Genomic DNA, 14,905 nt, shown 5'->3' on the forward strand with positions numbered 1-14,905 from the left:
AAAAGCAAAGTGATTGTAAACGTGATTGCAATATGCTAACTTAAATTGAGCAAAGATAGTTTGTTTAGGGAAAGAAGCATTTTGCATCTTATATAATACGACACGTCAAAAATCTCAAGAGTGCTTTTACTTGCGGATTTTTTTAAATGAATTATTTTTAATAGCTAAAGGAGAGACTCGATCATCAATTGAGACTTTCCTTTTTTTGTGAAAAAACTTAGAAGGAGCAGTCTTTGATGTGACTGCTCCTTCTAAGTTTATTCCTGTTGGAAACGTAATTTTAAACATGCCTTCTCTACATCATGAAAGGATTCTTTCAAAGGTAAATTACCCGTAAATGGTGCTATAGATATTGGTGCTTTTTCTGTGATACCTTGCTGAGTCAAAATGTAATTTTTACCGTTATAAGTAAAGTACATTGTTTTAATTGACTTTTTACCAAAAGTGCTAGCAGACGAGTCAAAGAAACCTTTAAGTTGACTACAATATTCGTAATAGAAATCGCCATTAATGCCAGAGATGGCTTCAAATTTTTTGTGATCTAATTTACCAGCTTCGTCAGCTAGTTCGAATATTTTCGCGGAAAATTCTGAAAAAAATTCTTTTACTTTAACACGTATTAATGCTTTTGACTGATAACTGTTTAAGTCATCTGAAAGCGTGACTTTACTCATTGAAATGGCCCCCTGCATAAAAAACATATACTATTAAATTGCTAACCCTAATGTATAAGAAATATATAGGAATTTCAACATGTATCAACATAATTAGCATAAAGGACGTGCTATATATAGTAAATATAGGTATTTTTATCGGGGAATTAAGCGAAAAAATTACTATGTTTTTTAATCATACACATGGAATAGCATTAGCTCATGAATCATTTTTTTAACATCTTCTTCATTTGGTGGTGTTGGTCCTGTCCATTGAATAGTGCCGTCTTTTAAATATTCAGCAGAGTAGCGTTCACGCGGATAAAAAAATGAAACAGTCCATCCTGGAAGTTGAGTATTTTCAAATAATGACTTAAAACTGAAATGTTGAATCATCATCCAACCTCATTTCTATAGTATGTAGTTCATATTATTCAAGGATAATGGTAATTTTGCAACTATTCACTTTTATACTGAAATCTAAAGGGGGTATTTCTTTCGTTGGAAATCATTGCTCTGCTATAATAAGTGCAGAAGGCGACATAAAACGCCAATCGTGAATTCAACTGAAATGAGAGGATACTAATGGACAATTTTTTAGTGATATTACTTTTTATGGCAATTATTGGCGCAGCAATCGGAGGCGTTACCAATCACCTAGCCATTAAAATGCTTTTTCGTCCACATAACGCAATATATATTAAAAACTGGCGCGTTCCATTTACACCTGGTCTTATTCCAAAACGACGCGATGAATTAGCAAAACAGCTAGGTCTTACCGTTGTAAATTATTTATTAACGCCTGAAACATTTAGAAAGAAATTTTTCTCGAAGGATATTCAGGAAAAGGTTGAACAGTTTGTGCAAACGAAAGTAGAGGAAACCATCTTTACAAACGATAAAACGATTCAAGATTGGTTAAATATTGCAGGGTTTGCTCATATGCCAGCTACGATTGAGCAGAAAGTTGAAGCGATTGTTGAGGGACAATTTGCATCAGTGAAGAATACACTATCAACAAAATCAATTCGTACACTGCTATCTTCAGATATGCAGGATACTCTTGATACCAAGATTCCTGTAGCAGTCAGTCATATACTAGAAAAAGGCGAGGATTACTTTTTATCACCAGAAGGTGAAATGACAATTAAAGCAATGATTGATGATTTCTTATCATCAAAAGGATCATTTGGTGGTATGATCAATATGTTTTTAGGTGATTCATCGTCCCTTGTAGGAAAAGTTCAACGTGAGCTCGTCAAGTTTTTACAAGCTCCAGGTACGTCAACATTATTAACAAAAATATTTACACAAGAATGGGAAAAATTAAAAGATCGACCAGCGATGGACTTTTTACAAGACATGCAGTTTGATCCAATTTTGTCGAAATTACAAATGTATGTAAAAGAGCAATTAGCTGTCGCTGAACGTTTAAATCAATCAATTTCTTATTATTGGCCTGAAGGAAATGAATGGATGAAAAATTCGGTCATCCCACAGGCGATTGAAAAAGCTTTTGTCAAGGCAGAGGAAAAACTAGAGGATGTACTTACACGTTTAAATTTACAAGAAGTTGTTCGTGAGCAGGTTGACTCTTTCCCTGTAGAGAAATTAGAGGAACTTGTATTAGGTATTTCAAAACGTGAATTTAAAATGATTACCGTATTAGGTGCAGTTCTTGGTGGATTGATTGGAATTGTGCAAGGTTTAATTGTTTACTTTATTTAAAAAGGAGATTGTATAAATGGTTAATATTTATAATGACATTAATGCGCTAGAGGCAACATTCCGTAAGACTCCAGAGTTTGAGGCTTTACAAGCGGCGGTTGAAGTTGTAAAGAGTGATGAAGAGGCGTTAAATGTCTTTAAAAACTTCCGTAAAATTCAAATTGAATTACAAAAGAAACAATTAGCTGGAGAAGATTTATTGGAGGATGAGCTTGTTTATGCTCAAAAGGCATCTCAGCTTGTGCAGCAAAATGAAAAGATTTCAGCTATGCTTGAGGCAGAAATGAAGTTAAGTAAAGTCATTGAAGAAGTGAATCGTATTTTAATAAAGCCAATTCAAGGCCTATATGAAGATATTCAATAAATCATCCATATCGTAAGGAATAATTGTTTGAGAAATTGCACATATACAAGTAAGAGGAAAACGTGTATCCGCTAACCGGAGCACGTTTTTACTTTATATACACCAGTCAATTGTATTGGAGGTTATAACTATGCATGTATTCATTGAATGGACCTATAAAACACCGAAGGGAGCAACAACTGTTTTACGTTCTGAAGAAATGCCTGCAGCGCAAGCGCTATTACTAGCTGAGGATATGGAAAAGACCGGAAGAGTCAAGTCCATTCATTGTTTAGATCGTCAAGATACAAGTTGGACATTAAAAGAGCTAAAAGCCTATTTAAAAGAAATAGATACAGAGCCGCATAATATTATTGTCTATTTCGATGGAGGTTTTGATAGTGGGACAAGACAGGCAGGGCTTGGATGTGCTATTTACTATGAACAAAATGGCAAGCCCTATCGTTTAAGAAAAAATGCTTTTTCATCCGAACTTAAATCTAATAATGAAGCAGAGTATGCTGCGCTTTATTTAGGTTTAGTGGAGCTAGAATTACTAAATGTCCATCATCTACCTGTCCAAATTAAAGGAGACTCCCAAGTAGTTATCAATCAATTAAGTGGGGAATGGGCAGCATTAGAAAAGGATCTAGTAGGTTGGGCAGATAAGATTGATGCCAAATTAGCACAACTTACTATACAACCGGACTATCAGCTAATCGCTCGTAAGGACAATTCAGAAGCAGACCGGCTTGCTACACAAGCATTAAATGGTATAGATATTACAGGCTTGAGCGAACTTGTAAAAGAATAAATCGAAAGAGGTGTCGGTAGTTACTGTCACCTCTTTTTTTAAATTCTTTATAGGTAATGAAACTTTTTCCATTTTGAAACTACTACTACTATGAACCCAAACAATAAGGAGAGATTGTTATGTATATGAAAAAATTAGCACCAGCAGCTTTGTCTGCATTATTAATGGGAAGTGTTGTCATACCTGTTGCTTCGGCAAATGAGCAGAAGGATGAAGTTGAAGTTCCGCAAATCCAAATTGATCCAGTACACATTTTCAATCAAACACATGGAACAGTTGAAGATGTTCGTGTTGCTAAAGACATTACATATTACACTGTTAAAGACGGAGAGCAAACAAATGTACTAGAAATTACAAAAGATACTCCTGTGTATGATAATACGGGTAAAAAAGTAGAGCTTAAAGAAGGGGATAAAGTAGAGGCATACACTTTTGCCAATCAACCACAAAAATATATCTACCCACCGCAATTCAATCCAGAGATTGTCATTGTAGATTCAAAAGAAGTTGGGCTTGTAGAAGTGGATTATTTCTTTGAGGATTTAACAAACACATATGATATTTTAAAATTAAATATTGGTAAAGAAACGGAACTACTTAATGCAAAAGGTGAAAAAGTAACGTCAAAAGATTTAGCAGAGAAGCATTTAGCTGTTTTCTATACAGCATCCACTAAGAGTATTCCAGCACAAACAACACCATCGAAAGTGATTGTTCTAGATGACAATTCGGAAAGTTCTTTGAATCCAGTAGATGAGGAAATTAATAAAATCATCGCCACAGATTTTTATATGGTAGAAGAAACAACAATGGTGCCATTACGTAGCATTGCAGAAAAGCTTGGCTTTAAAGTAGAATCAAAAGGTAAAACGGTTATCCTAACAAAGGGCAATGGATCTTATACAATCACACGTGGAGATAAAACGTTTGGTTATAACAAATCATTACGCACTTTGTCAGTGGCACCAACGTTGAAAGACACGAAAACTTATGTCCCTGTTGAATTCATTGAAGAATTTTTGAAATAAATTTGAAACTAGTATGCCAACTTTTGTGGCATACTAGTTTTATTTTTTAAGAAACTATTCTGGAAGGATATTTTTTGGCAAATTGCTGCAGGCATTGCTTGAAAGAAACCGTACTCATAAAATTTTTAGCTAATATCATTTCATCTGAATACAATAAAAATTGCTGGAAGTGCTGTTTAACAAATGCCCTAGCTTTCTCGTAGTGCTTGTTGATAGAAATAGCTCCGTACATTTCTTGTTGGTCAATGATGTAGATAAAGTCACAGATCACATTATATGTTTCATATTTAAATAATACGGTGACATATAATGTTTTTTCATCACATCGCGCTAAGTCAAAATGGTGAAATGCTACTTCTACTTGATGAATAAAGCTCGAGATGGATGGACGATTACTATTTTTTAAAAGAAACACTATCAACACCACCTTTTGTAAGAAATTATAATGACAAAAAAATAGTTTGTCTACACGTAGACTGAATATTCTGTTTTCTCGATGTTTCTTATTGTTACTTTGCTTATAGTCATAGAAATTTGTTAAACTAAAATCTGCAATATATATGGAATAAGAAAAGAAGAGAGCGAAACAATATGAAAATGATTCACATAGATCAAAAATATCCTGAGGATTGGATTCGCGTATTAAATCATATAGCGAATTTATTTTTTGAGGATTCCAAGCTGCGAGTGGAGCCGGAGGAAGCTGATATGTCGGTTTCATTTACGTACGACGTTGGAGAGAATTTTTCAATAGCTACAAAAGCGATATTGACTGTAGATGGACAACAATATACAAATGATTACAGCATCCAATACGAATCAGCTGCAACAGGTCGTGAGCTCAATATTCGAATGAAACGAGCATTATCCCATGTATTCTTAGATGTTCTTGAGCAGCATACAGGGGTACATCAGCAATGGGGGATTCTAACAGGAGTCCGTCCGACTAAGCTTTATCACAAGTTTAGAAAAGAAGGAAAAGGGGATCAAGAAATTGCTGAGTTATTAATTCGAGATTTTCGCCTGTCTAAGGAGAAGGTAGCACTTTTAAAGGATATCGTGGAACGACAATTAGTAACCATTCCAGATATTGATCAAATTGGGCAAGAGATTAGTGTATATATTGGCATTCCATTTTGCCCAACGAAATGTGCCTATTGTACATTCCCAGCCTATGCGATCGGAAGTAATCGTAAGCAAGGTCGTGTAAATACATTTTTAGATGGCTTGCATATTGAATTACGTGAAATGGGAAAATGGCTCAAGGACAATAATATGAAAATCACCTCTATTTATTGGGGGGGCGGTACACCGACTTCCATTGAAGCTGATGAAATGGACGCCTTATATCAAACGATGTATGAATCCTTCCCGAACCCTGAAACAATTCGAGAGGTTACCGTTGAAGCAGGAAGACCAGATACGATTACACCTGAAAAATTAGAAGTGCTTAAAAAATGGGGAATTGATCGTATTAGTGTAAATCCACAATCTTATACAGATGAAACGTTAAAGGCCATTGGTCGTCATCATACAGTTCAAGAAACAATTGATAAATTTTGGCTAGCTCGTGAATCCGGTATGAACAATATTAATATGGACCTCATTATTGGTTTACCAAATGAAGGTATTGAGGAATTTCAGCATTCGTTAGTGGAATCGGCTAAGATGCAGCCTGAATCATTAACTGTCCATACATTATCATTTAAACGTGCATCTGAAATGACTCGCAATAAAGATAAATATAAAGTAGCGGATCGTGATACGGTCGCTGAAATGATGCAAATGGCACAAGATTGGACAAAGGAAAATGACTATGTTCCATATTATTTATATCGCCAAAAAAATATTTTAGGTAATCTCGAAAATGTCGGCTATAGTAAAGCAGGTGAAGAGAGTATTTATAATATTGTGATCATGGAAGAGGTACAGACAATTTTAGGGATTGGTTGTGGCGCATCTTCTAAATTTGTTCATCCTGAAACAGGAAAAATTACGCAATTCCACAACCCAAAAGATCCTGCAGCATATATTATGACCTTTGAAGAGGCTATTGGGAAAAAAATCGAGTTGTTAGATGAGCTATACAAACTATAAAATAAAGGCGATCTGAGTGATTCAGATTGCCTTTACTATTTATAGAGTTCGTAATGTACAAGCCATTTGCAAGATCACTGCATCTTCAAAATATTGTGGATCATAGCCAGTTAACTCTCTTATTTTATTTAATCGATAAGTAAGTGTATGGCGATGAATGTTTAGTTGCTGTGCACAAAGCTTTAACTGTAAATTACAATCAAAAAACGATTGTAATGTTTCCAGCTGTTTTGCATTGATATTTTTAAGGATTCGGTGATGAAAAGCTTGTACCTCCTCTGATTCACGATGTTTAAAAAGAGAAAATAACTCTACATCCTCAAAAAAGGTAATCTCGTTATGGACGTTAGCGAATTCGAGTGCTGTCCTAGCTCCCTGATAGCTATAGGGAAGTAGTGAAAGTTGCTGGATAACTGGACCAATACCAATTTGTAAGGAAGGTAGTTTTTGTTTTTTCTTTCTGAGAGCTTTTATGATAGATTGACGGCTTTGTTCCTGACAATGGGTTAGCAGTATATAATACTCCTGTAATTGGCTATGTCCAGCTAGAATGGGCTGTCTATAAAATAAATCCTCAAAAAAGAAGGGTATCGTATTTTCTAAATAAGATGTTTCATGTAAACTCACTAAAATAACTTGGAAGGGTGCTATTAGTGAGAAGGGTAATTTCTGAATTCGTTTATTTAACGTAGCATCCAGCTTACTTCCATGAACGAGTGCCTCGAATATGTAGTCATTATTCTTCCGTTGCCACTCGCTTTTAGACTCAACGAGTGCTTGATGTGTCATGATCTCTGTCGTTAATTGAACAAGATTGGCGATTTCAAGCATGTCTTCTGAATCTCCAGTAATACCAATCACACCTACTACTTCATCCTGATACATAATAGGCATATTAATGCCAGGCTTTGTATTGGGATACAACTCTATATTGTCTTCATTAATAATCAACGTATTTTTTGTTTGTGCTACATAAACCGCACCTTCGTGAATATCCTCCACTCTCATCTTGTCTCCAGAGGCTAAAATAACACCAGTAGGGCTAATGACATTAATATTGTGACGTAAGCGCAACATTGTTTGATGTACGATATCTTCTGCTAATTTTTTTGTCAACATGTTTATACACCTCGGATAAAAAACAGTCTGTTATAGCACAGATAAATTGTACATTTATTATAATGTTTTCTGAATTTATTGTCATTATAATAATTTGTAAGCGCTTAACTTAGGGATTTAAAATTTACGTAAATATCAATGGACGACATAAGTGGAGGTATTTTATGAAAATCATTATTAGTCCAGATTCCTTCAAGGGTACTCTGTCAGCAGTTGAAGTAGCGAGGTCCATGCAGAAAGGAATTCTGGATGCAGATCCATCAATAGAAACTATAATTCTACCAATTGCAGATGGTGGGGAAGGGACACTTGATTCGCTTATTGCCTCTACGAATGGTCAATATTTTTCAGTGGATGTATTAGATCCAATAGGAAGAGATATACAGGCACAATATGGTGTTTTGGGTGATAAAGAAACATGTGTGATTGAAATGGCTCAGGCATCTGGCATCATGCTGCTACAAGACAATGAAAAAAATCCTGAATTTGCTACAACGTATGGTACTGGCCAATTAATTAAGGCTGCTCTCGACCGAGGCTTTAGAAAATTTATTATCGGTATAGGTGGAAGTGCCACAAATGATGCAGGGATTGGCATGCTCAAGGCATTAGGTGTGCGATTCATAAAGGAAGATGGCTCAGATTTAGAAGATGGAATTTCAAGTCTACTGAAGTTAACTGCAATCGATGTAAGTGGACTGGATGCTAGATTAACAGAAGCGATATTTACCATTGCCTGTGATGTGGATAATCCATTCATTGGTGAACGAGGGGCAACAGCTATATTTGGTCCTCAAAAAGGTGTGCGGGACGATCAAGTCAAGCATTTTGATAACTGTTTAAAGCATTTTGCAGATATCGTGGAACAACAATTTTCTATTCGATTGCATGATTATCAAGGAGCGGGAGCGGCAGGAGGATTGGGAGGCGCGTTAATCGCATTTTTAAAAGGGACATTTCATGCAGGAATTGATATCGTCATAGATGCTGTCCAGTTACAGGATCATTTAGCAGCCGCACAGTTAGTAATAACGGGAGAAGGGAAATCGGATCTCCAAACATTACATGGTAAGGCTCCATTAGGGGTTGCGAAAGCCGCAGCGCTAGCACATATAGATGCAGCTTTATTATCGGGAGACATTGATAGTACGGCTAAGCCTGCACTTCAAAAGTATTTTAGCGTTGTAGAAACATTAGTAGATGAGGAGATTACTACTCAGCAGGCAATGCAAGAACCCGCTCGTTTTATTCGGTTAAAAACTAAGAGAATCTTTGAGCTTTACATACAAAAGGGGGCTGACTAGATGTTGTTCATTATTATTTTAATCGGGGTATTGTTTGTTGTATTGGGCACGGCCAAATTAAAGCTACACCCATTTCTGGCATTATTAATGAGTGCCTTCTTCGTCGGAATTGCTTCAGGAATGCCATTATTAACAGTGGTAGAAAGTATTAACACTGGTTTCGGTGGTTTAATGACGAGCATTGGCTTAGTGATTATCGCTGGAACTATTATAGGTTTAATATTAGAGAAATCAGGCGCTGCCTATCGAATGGCAGAAGTAGTTTTACGAATCGTCGGCCCAAAACGTCCACAACTTGCGATGTCCTTAATTGGTTACATCGTATCCATCCCAGTGTTTTGTGATTCGGGTTTTATTATTTTATCGAGTTTGCAAAAATCATTAGCTAAACGGGCTAACGTAACGATTGCATCAATGGCAGTAGCTTTAGCGACGGGTTTATTTGCGACACATGTATTAGTCCCACCCACACCAGGTCCCATCGCAGCAGCAGGAAATATTGGGGCGGCTGATTATTTAGGGACAGTTATTGTCATTGGTTTATTAGTAGCTATACCGGCTACATTTGTAGGCTATATGTGGTCCGTGAAAGCTGCAACCAAAATTCGAGTACCTGAAGATGATGTAGAGGCATTAGACTATGAGGAAGTCATTAAATCCTTTGGCAAAATGCCTTCAACCTTTAAAGCCTTTTTACCAATCGTCCTCCCAATTGTCTTAATTGGACTTGGTTCGATAGCATCGTTAGTAGGGGATCCCGAATCAACATTCAATACGATCTTTAAGTTCTTAGGTTCACCAACGGTAGCTTTATTTTTAGGGGTGGCTGCTGCCTTTTTATTATTACCTGAAATTAGTGAAACGACCTTAACGGGATGGATTGGAGAGAGTTTAAAAGAAGCCGCTCCCATTTTACTTATTACAGGAGCGGGCGGTTCATTTGGGACCGTTATTAAAAATGCTGGTGTTGGAGAAATGCTACAGGAAATGGATTTGGGGATGTTTGCGTCAGGTACTTTATTCCTGCTAGTGCCGTTTTTAGTAGCTGCTGCCTTAAAAACTGCCCAAGGATCTTCAACGACAGCGCTTGTTATTACGTCTACTCTAGTTGCACCAATGCTCGTGACACTTGGCGTTGAGGGAGCTGTCCCGTTAGCATTAGTAGTAATGGCCATTGGAGCTGGTGCAATGACGGTTAGTCATGTAAACGACAGTTTCTTCTGGGTAATTACACAGTATAGTGGAATGGAAGTAACTCAAGCCTATAAGGCACAAACGGTTGCAACATTATTACAAGGCATTGTTACAATCATAATTACAATGGTTTTATGGTGGATATTTGTTTAAAGTACAGGGAGAGCTGCCCATGGTAAGCTCTCTTTTTTGTATAATAGGAAGATAGAAAGGAAGTTAGTCACATGAAAAAATTAATAGTAGTACTCCTTTGTATTTTTTTATTAGCAGGCTGTACAGAAGCAGTTAAGACAGAGCAAGTGCCTGTAACGGCTGGCCATGAGATGCGAGTTCATTTTATTGATGTGGGACAAGGAGATTCCATATTAATTGAATCGCCGAATGGGAAAACAATGCTTATAGACGGTGGTGTGAAAGGGGCAGGACAGCAGGTAGTTTCTTATTTAAACGAACTTGGTGTGAACAAACTTGATCGGGTAGTGGCAACACATCCCGATGCTGACCATATAGGTGGGCTCATTCCAGTGTTACAGGCAATCCCTATTGAGCAATTTTATGATTCGGGCAAAGTACATACCTCTCAAACTTTTGAAGAAATGCTGATGGCGATTGATGAAAAAAATATACCTTATTATGTGCCGAAAACAGGGGACCTTATTGAATTTGATAAGGATGTAACGGTGAAGGTTTTAAATGCAAATGAACATGCAACGGATAATAATGATGCTTCGATTGTTTTAAAAGTAGTTTATGGCAACGTATCCTTTTTATTAACGGGGGATGCGGGCATAGCATTAGAAAAAGAAATGATGCAAAATGATGTGACAGCCACTATTCTGAAGGCTGGACATCATGGTTCTAATACAAGTAGCTCAGAAGAATTCATTCGTGCAGTGAAGCCAGAAGTCACTATATTAAGCTATGGTGAAGATAATAAATATGGACATCCTCATGCAGAAGTAGTGGATCGATTGCAAGCAATGGGTAGTAACATCTATGCTACTGCTGAATCAGGAACGATTATGGTGGCAACAGATGGGGTAAACTACACGGTGAATGGAAAGGAAGCTTCCAGAGCGGTAGCTCCAAAAACTCCCTCCACTGTTTTACCTACCACAGCTGTTGAGATTGTCAGCAAAGATTTAGTGACAGAAATTGTAGGCATTAAAAATAATGGTCAACAAGCTGTTTCGTTAAACAATTGGCAGCTTATTTCTCTGGAAGGAAATCAAGTTTTTAATTTTCCTAATCTATCATTACAGCCTGGTAAAATCATGTATGTTACTAGTGGGGCTAATGCTCGTGAAGGGGATAATTATTTAAAATGGACTACTAAACAGATATGGCTAAACGATGGAGATGCTGCGCAATTACGGAATGAGAAAGGGGAACTTGTTAGTGAGCTCGACTAAATATACTTTAGATCGTATGGAAGACGGTTATGCTGTTTTTTTAAAGTATCCTGAGGAAGAAGAACAAATTATTATTTTACAGTCAGCTATGAATAAGCCTGTCGTTGTTGGGGATCGTGTACAGATAGAAGAAATAGATGGCATTTACCATATTGATATTTTAAGGGAAGAAACAGAACAAAAAAAAGCCGATATCCAGAATTTAATGGACCGTTTACGTCATAAACATCAATAAATAATAGATGACAAGCTGTGAGGAAGTTATCCACAGCTTGTTTTTATTTTGAATCAGAAAAGTCCTGTAGACGGATGGAATTTAAGGGGAGTTGGACATAATTTGTTATCCTAAATATTTTGAAAATATGCTAAAATAATAGTATTAATCAAAAGCTAGGAGCGGACGGATAAAATGTCGATAAACACTATTATTTTTGATCTAGATGATACATTACTATGGGATAAAAAATCAGTAAAAACTGCTTTTGAAAAAACATGTGACTATGCTGCTACGATACATAATGTGAATTCTACTGAGCTAGAGGAAGCAGTTCGTCAAGAGGCTCGTGCGTTATACGAAGGCTATGAAACATACGACTATACCGTATTAATTGGCATTAATCCTTTCGAAGGACTATGGGGAACTTTTGATGACCCGACTGAATCTTTCCAAACAATGAAGGGACTTGTTCCAGGCTATCGTGCGGGAGCATGGACAAAAGGTTTAGCTGCTCTTGGTATAGAGGATGAAAAATTCGGAGCAGAACTAGGAGAACGCTTTGTAGCTGAGCGTAAGGCCTCCCCATTTTTATATGAAGATACATTTCCTGTGTTAGACGAATTGAAAGGGAAGTACAAGCTTGTTTTACTTACTAATGGCGCACCTAGTTTGCAAAATTTAAAGCTGAAAATTACGCCAGAAATAGCTCCGTACTTTGATCATATTATTATCTCAGGAGACTTTGGAAAAGGTAAGCCTGACGCTTCTATTTTTGAGCATGTAATGGAAAGTGTAGGCATTACAGCAGATGAGGCAATTATGGTTGGCGATAATCTCAATACTGATATTTTAGGCTCCTCTCGTGTAGGGATGCGAAACGTATGGATTAATCGCGAAAATAATAGGGCCAATGGAGCTGTGACACCTACGTATGAGATAGTCTCTTTGACAGACTTATTACAACTAGTGGAAAAACTTTAAAGAAATGTACTGCTCCTTCATGGATGCAGTACATTTTTTTGTTTGGAATACTTTATATTTTATGCTAAGCATATGAATGGAAAAGCTATCACCAATATCATGATGCTCACTAGCTTACCCTTTAAAGTGTATTTAAAAAAGCAGAGAGTAAAAACTCCCTGCTTTTCGTTTTGCTTATTATAAATTAATAGCTTTTACTTCATCAATATTTTCAAGCTGTGCCACAAATGCTAAATCTTCATCTGTTACAACATTATCTATCGTTAACATCATAACCGCTGTCCCACCAACTTGGGCACGACCTACTTGCATAGTGGCGATATTGATTTCCTTTTCTGCAAGTTTAGTGGCTACACGACCAATTGCACCTGGTTTGTCAGTGTTTTTAATATATAGAAGATGACCTTGTGGAATAACGTCTACAACATAGTCCTCTACTTTGACGATACGAGCACCTAAGCCATTTAATAATGTACCAGCTACGGTATGTGTTTCATTTGCAGTAATAATTTCAATCGTAATTAAACTTGTAAAGCCTTTAGCCGTTGTCGTTTTATGTTCGATAATTTTCATGCCAATACGCTCAGACAGGTAGCGAGCATTGACATCATTCACATGATTACCGTGATTTTTAGCTAATAAACCTTTTAATGCATTTGATGTTAATGGGCGGACATCATAGTTTGCTACATCTCCAGCATAAGATAAGTTGATTTCTTTTACAGGCTCTGTTGTTACTTGTGATAAGAATGAACCAAGTTTTTCCGCTAATTCAAAGAAAGGCTCAACTTGTGCCAGAAGCTCTTTCGGAATAGATGGCATATTCACTGGATTTGTTACAGTACCTGTTTTATAAAATTTAATAATGTCATTTGATACATCAACAGCTACAGACTCTTGTGCTTCAATCGTAGATGCACCTAAATGAGGTGTTGCAATTACTTGAGGCAAAGTAAGCAGCTTATGGTCTGTCGCTGGTTCAGATACGAATACATCCAGTGCAGCACCTGCTACTTTACCAGCTACAATAGCATCATACAAATCGTCCTCATTAATAATACCGCCACGTGCACAGTTAATGATACGTACGCCATCTTTCATCATCGCAAACTTTTCTTTATTAATAAGATTACGTGTTTCAGGAAGAAGTGGTGTGTGTACAGTAATGAAATCGGCTGCTTGACAAATTTCTTCCACTGTCGCCTTTGTGACACCTAATTCTTTTGCACGCTCATCAGTTAGGAAAGGATCATATGCCATAACATTCATACGTTGACCTTTTGCACGATAAGCTACTTCAACACCGATTCGGCCAAAGCCTACAACACCTAAAGTTTTGTTTTTTAGCTCTACTCCAACATAAGATTTACGGTCCCATTTCCCATTTTTTAATGTATTAAAAGCTTGTGGAATGTGACGTGCAAGTGATGTCATCATGGCGACTGTATGCTCAGCAGCTGAGTTTGTGTTACCATCTGGAGCATTAACAACGATAATACCATGCTCAGTGGCAGCAGCAAGGTCAATATTATCGACACCTACACCAGCACGACCAATTAACTTTAAGCTTTTTGCCGCTTCAATTACTTCACGTGTCACAGTAGTTTGTGAACGAACAAGTAACACGTCTACATCTGCAATTTTAGCGATTAATTCTTCTGGTGCTAGGCCAGTGTCTACGATAATGTTTAAATCTAAATCTTGTTCCTGGCGTAATGGAAAAATCCCATCCTCACTTAGTGGGTCAGCGATAAATACGTTAATTGTTTTTGTGGCAGTAATCATTATAATTAGCTCCTTTTTAATAAATGTTAATTGTGGTTTTATCTACGATAGTCTGAAATTTGTAAAATTCTAACTTCTTACAGCATGCAAACAATCTCCTTTCCGAATCGAAAGCAATATAAAAAGCCTTTCACGCCTTACAAACACAGTTATTGTGTTGTAAGGGGCGAAAGGCTGTATAAACTTGGTTCGCGGTACCACCCTTAATCACTGCTAGAAAAACTTATTCT

The 14,905-nt window shown here is 36.9% G+C and carries 15 protein-coding genes and 1 other annotated feature (1 of these 16 running past the window's edge); of the genes, 10 read left to right on the plus strand and 5 right to left on the minus strand.

Features of this window, described 5'->3' with window-relative positions:
• Positions 1 to 257: 257 nt before the first annotated feature.
• Together C9J29_RS19855 and C9J29_RS19860 are read right to left on the minus strand one after the other, a co-directional pair.
• Positions 258 to 674, minus strand: coding sequence for a hypothetical protein (locus tag C9J29_RS19855; RefSeq protein WP_107922672.1), 417 nt, complete (start codon positions 672 to 674; stop codon positions 258 to 260).
• Positions 675 to 845: 171 nt separating this feature from the next.
• Positions 846 to 1,049, minus strand: a complete 204-nt coding sequence (locus C9J29_RS19860; protein ID WP_107922673.1) for a YheE family protein — start codon at positions 1,047 to 1,049, stop codon at positions 846 to 848.
• A gap of 189 nt (positions 1,050 to 1,238) precedes the next feature.
• Between C9J29_RS19860 and C9J29_RS19865 the strand changes: the two genes are divergently transcribed.
• The 4 genes from C9J29_RS19865 (at position 1,239) to C9J29_RS19880 (ending at position 4,566) form a co-directional block, all read left to right on the plus strand.
• Positions 1,239 to 2,381 (plus strand): DUF445 domain-containing protein, encoded by a 1,143-nt coding sequence (locus C9J29_RS19865; protein ID WP_107922674.1) that lies wholly within the window; start codon positions 1,239 to 1,241, stop codon positions 2,379 to 2,381.
• A gap of 16 nt (positions 2,382 to 2,397) precedes the next feature.
• Positions 2,398 to 2,745 carry a YlbF family regulator gene (locus C9J29_RS19870; RefSeq protein WP_008173388.1) on the plus strand — a complete coding sequence of 116 codons (348 nt, stop codon included), beginning with the start codon at positions 2,398 to 2,400 and terminating at the stop codon, positions 2,743 to 2,745.
• A 130-nt stretch (positions 2,746 to 2,875) separates the two neighbouring features.
• Positions 2,876 to 3,538 (plus strand): ribonuclease H family protein, encoded by a 663-nt coding sequence (locus C9J29_RS19875; RefSeq protein ID WP_090003258.1) that lies wholly within the window; start codon positions 2,876 to 2,878, stop codon positions 3,536 to 3,538.
• A 119-nt stretch (positions 3,539 to 3,657) separates the two neighbouring features.
• Positions 3,658 to 4,566 (plus strand): copper amine oxidase N-terminal domain-containing protein, encoded by a 909-nt coding sequence (locus C9J29_RS19880; RefSeq protein WP_089987039.1) that lies wholly within the window; start codon positions 3,658 to 3,660, stop codon positions 4,564 to 4,566.
• 46 nt (positions 4,567 to 4,612) lie between these two features.
• Here the strand turns inward: C9J29_RS19880 and C9J29_RS19885 are convergent, their stop codons facing one another.
• Positions 4,613 to 4,981, minus strand: coding sequence for a hypothetical protein (locus C9J29_RS19885; protein ID WP_090003259.1), 369 nt, complete (start codon positions 4,979 to 4,981; stop codon positions 4,613 to 4,615).
• 176 nt (positions 4,982 to 5,157) lie between these two features.
• Here C9J29_RS19885 and C9J29_RS19890 point away from each other — a divergent pair, with 176 nt between their 5' ends.
• Positions 5,158 to 6,663: a coproporphyrinogen III oxidase gene (locus tag C9J29_RS19890; protein WP_008173379.1), complete on the plus strand. Its 1,506-nt coding sequence runs from the start codon at positions 5,158 to 5,160 to the stop codon at positions 6,661 to 6,663.
• A gap of 39 nt (positions 6,664 to 6,702) precedes the next feature.
• On the opposite strand, the gene C9J29_RS19895 is transcribed toward C9J29_RS19890, so the two are convergent.
• Positions 6,703 to 7,782: a CdaR family transcriptional regulator gene (locus C9J29_RS19895; RefSeq protein WP_107922675.1), complete on the minus strand. Its 1,080-nt coding sequence runs from the start codon at positions 7,780 to 7,782 to the stop codon at positions 6,703 to 6,705.
• Positions 7,783 to 7,946: 164 nt separating this feature from the next.
• Between C9J29_RS19895 and C9J29_RS19900 the strand changes: the two genes are divergently transcribed.
• From C9J29_RS19900 to C9J29_RS19920, 5 genes are all read left to right on the plus strand, one after another.
• A complete protein-coding gene (locus C9J29_RS19900; RefSeq protein ID WP_089987037.1) occupies positions 7,947 to 9,086 on the plus strand; it encodes a glycerate kinase in 1,140 nt (379 codons plus the stop codon).
• Positions 9,087 to 10,433: a GntP family permease gene (locus tag C9J29_RS19905; protein WP_107922676.1), complete on the plus strand. Its 1,347-nt coding sequence runs from the start codon at positions 9,087 to 9,089 to the stop codon at positions 10,431 to 10,433.
• A 71-nt stretch (positions 10,434 to 10,504) separates the two neighbouring features.
• Positions 10,505 to 11,692, plus strand: a complete 1,188-nt coding sequence (locus tag C9J29_RS19910; RefSeq protein WP_107922677.1) for an MBL fold metallo-hydrolase — start codon at positions 10,505 to 10,507, stop codon at positions 11,690 to 11,692.
• On the plus strand, positions 11,679 to 11,927 hold the full coding sequence (locus C9J29_RS19915) for a DUF3006 domain-containing protein (protein WP_043989579.1): 249 nt from the start codon (positions 11,679 to 11,681) through the stop codon (positions 11,925 to 11,927). Before C9J29_RS19910 ends, C9J29_RS19915 begins: the two co-directional genes overlap by 14 nt.
• A 174-nt stretch (positions 11,928 to 12,101) precedes the next feature.
• On the plus strand, positions 12,102 to 12,890 hold the full coding sequence (locus C9J29_RS19920) for an HAD family hydrolase (RefSeq protein WP_089987034.1): 789 nt from the start codon (positions 12,102 to 12,104) through the stop codon (positions 12,888 to 12,890).
• Between the two features lie 177 nt (positions 12,891 to 13,067).
• Here the strand turns inward: C9J29_RS19920 and serA are convergent, their stop codons facing one another.
• Positions 13,068 to 14,675, minus strand: coding sequence for a phosphoglycerate dehydrogenase (gene serA, locus C9J29_RS19925; protein WP_008173368.1), 1,608 nt, complete (start codon positions 14,673 to 14,675; stop codon positions 13,068 to 13,070).
• Positions 14,676 to 14,834: 159 nt separating this feature from the next.
• Positions 14,835 to 14,905: a binding site (T-box leader), on the minus strand (it continues 169 nt past the right edge of the window).

It is taken from the genome of Lysinibacillus fusiformis, assembly GCF_003049525.1.
GTDB classification, from domain to species: Bacteria; Bacillota; Bacilli; order Bacillales_A; family Planococcaceae; genus Lysinibacillus; species Lysinibacillus fusiformis.

Bases quoted from the DNA above. Each gene is read 5' to 3' on its own strand.
- C9J29_RS19895 (WP_107922675.1), bottom strand. From the start codon at position 7,782: ATGTTGACAAAAAAATTAGCAGAAGATATCGTACATCAAACAATGTTG.
- C9J29_RS19855 (WP_107922672.1), bottom strand. From the start codon at position 674: ATGAGTAAAGTCACGCTTTCAGATGACTTAAACAGTTATCAGTCAAAA.
- C9J29_RS19865 (WP_107922674.1), top strand. From the start codon at position 1,239: ATGGACAATTTTTTAGTGATATTACTTTTTATGGCAATTATTGGCGCA.
- C9J29_RS19875 (WP_090003258.1), top strand. From the start codon at position 2,876: ATGCATGTATTCATTGAATGGACCTATAAAACACCGAAGGGAGCAACA.
- C9J29_RS19860 (WP_107922673.1), bottom strand. From the start codon at position 1,049: ATGATTCAACATTTCAGTTTTAAGTCATTATTTGAAAATACTCAACTT.
- C9J29_RS19870 (WP_008173388.1), top strand. From the start codon at position 2,398: ATGGTTAATATTTATAATGACATTAATGCGCTAGAGGCAACATTCCGT.
- C9J29_RS19900 (WP_089987037.1), top strand. From the start codon at position 7,947: ATGAAAATCATTATTAGTCCAGATTCCTTCAAGGGTACTCTGTCAGCA.
- C9J29_RS19920 (WP_089987034.1), top strand. From the start codon at position 12,102: ATGTCGATAAACACTATTATTTTTGATCTAGATGATACATTACTATGG.
- C9J29_RS19910 (WP_107922677.1), top strand. From the start codon at position 10,505: ATGAAAAAATTAATAGTAGTACTCCTTTGTATTTTTTTATTAGCAGGC.
- serA (WP_008173368.1), bottom strand. From the start codon at position 14,675: ATGATTACTGCCACAAAAACAATTAACGTATTTATCGCTGACCCACTA.
- C9J29_RS19880 (WP_089987039.1), top strand. From the start codon at position 3,658: ATGTATATGAAAAAATTAGCACCAGCAGCTTTGTCTGCATTATTAATG.
- C9J29_RS19890 (WP_008173379.1), top strand. From the start codon at position 5,158: ATGAAAATGATTCACATAGATCAAAAATATCCTGAGGATTGGATTCGC.
- C9J29_RS19905 (WP_107922676.1), top strand. From the start codon at position 9,087: ATGTTGTTCATTATTATTTTAATCGGGGTATTGTTTGTTGTATTGGGC.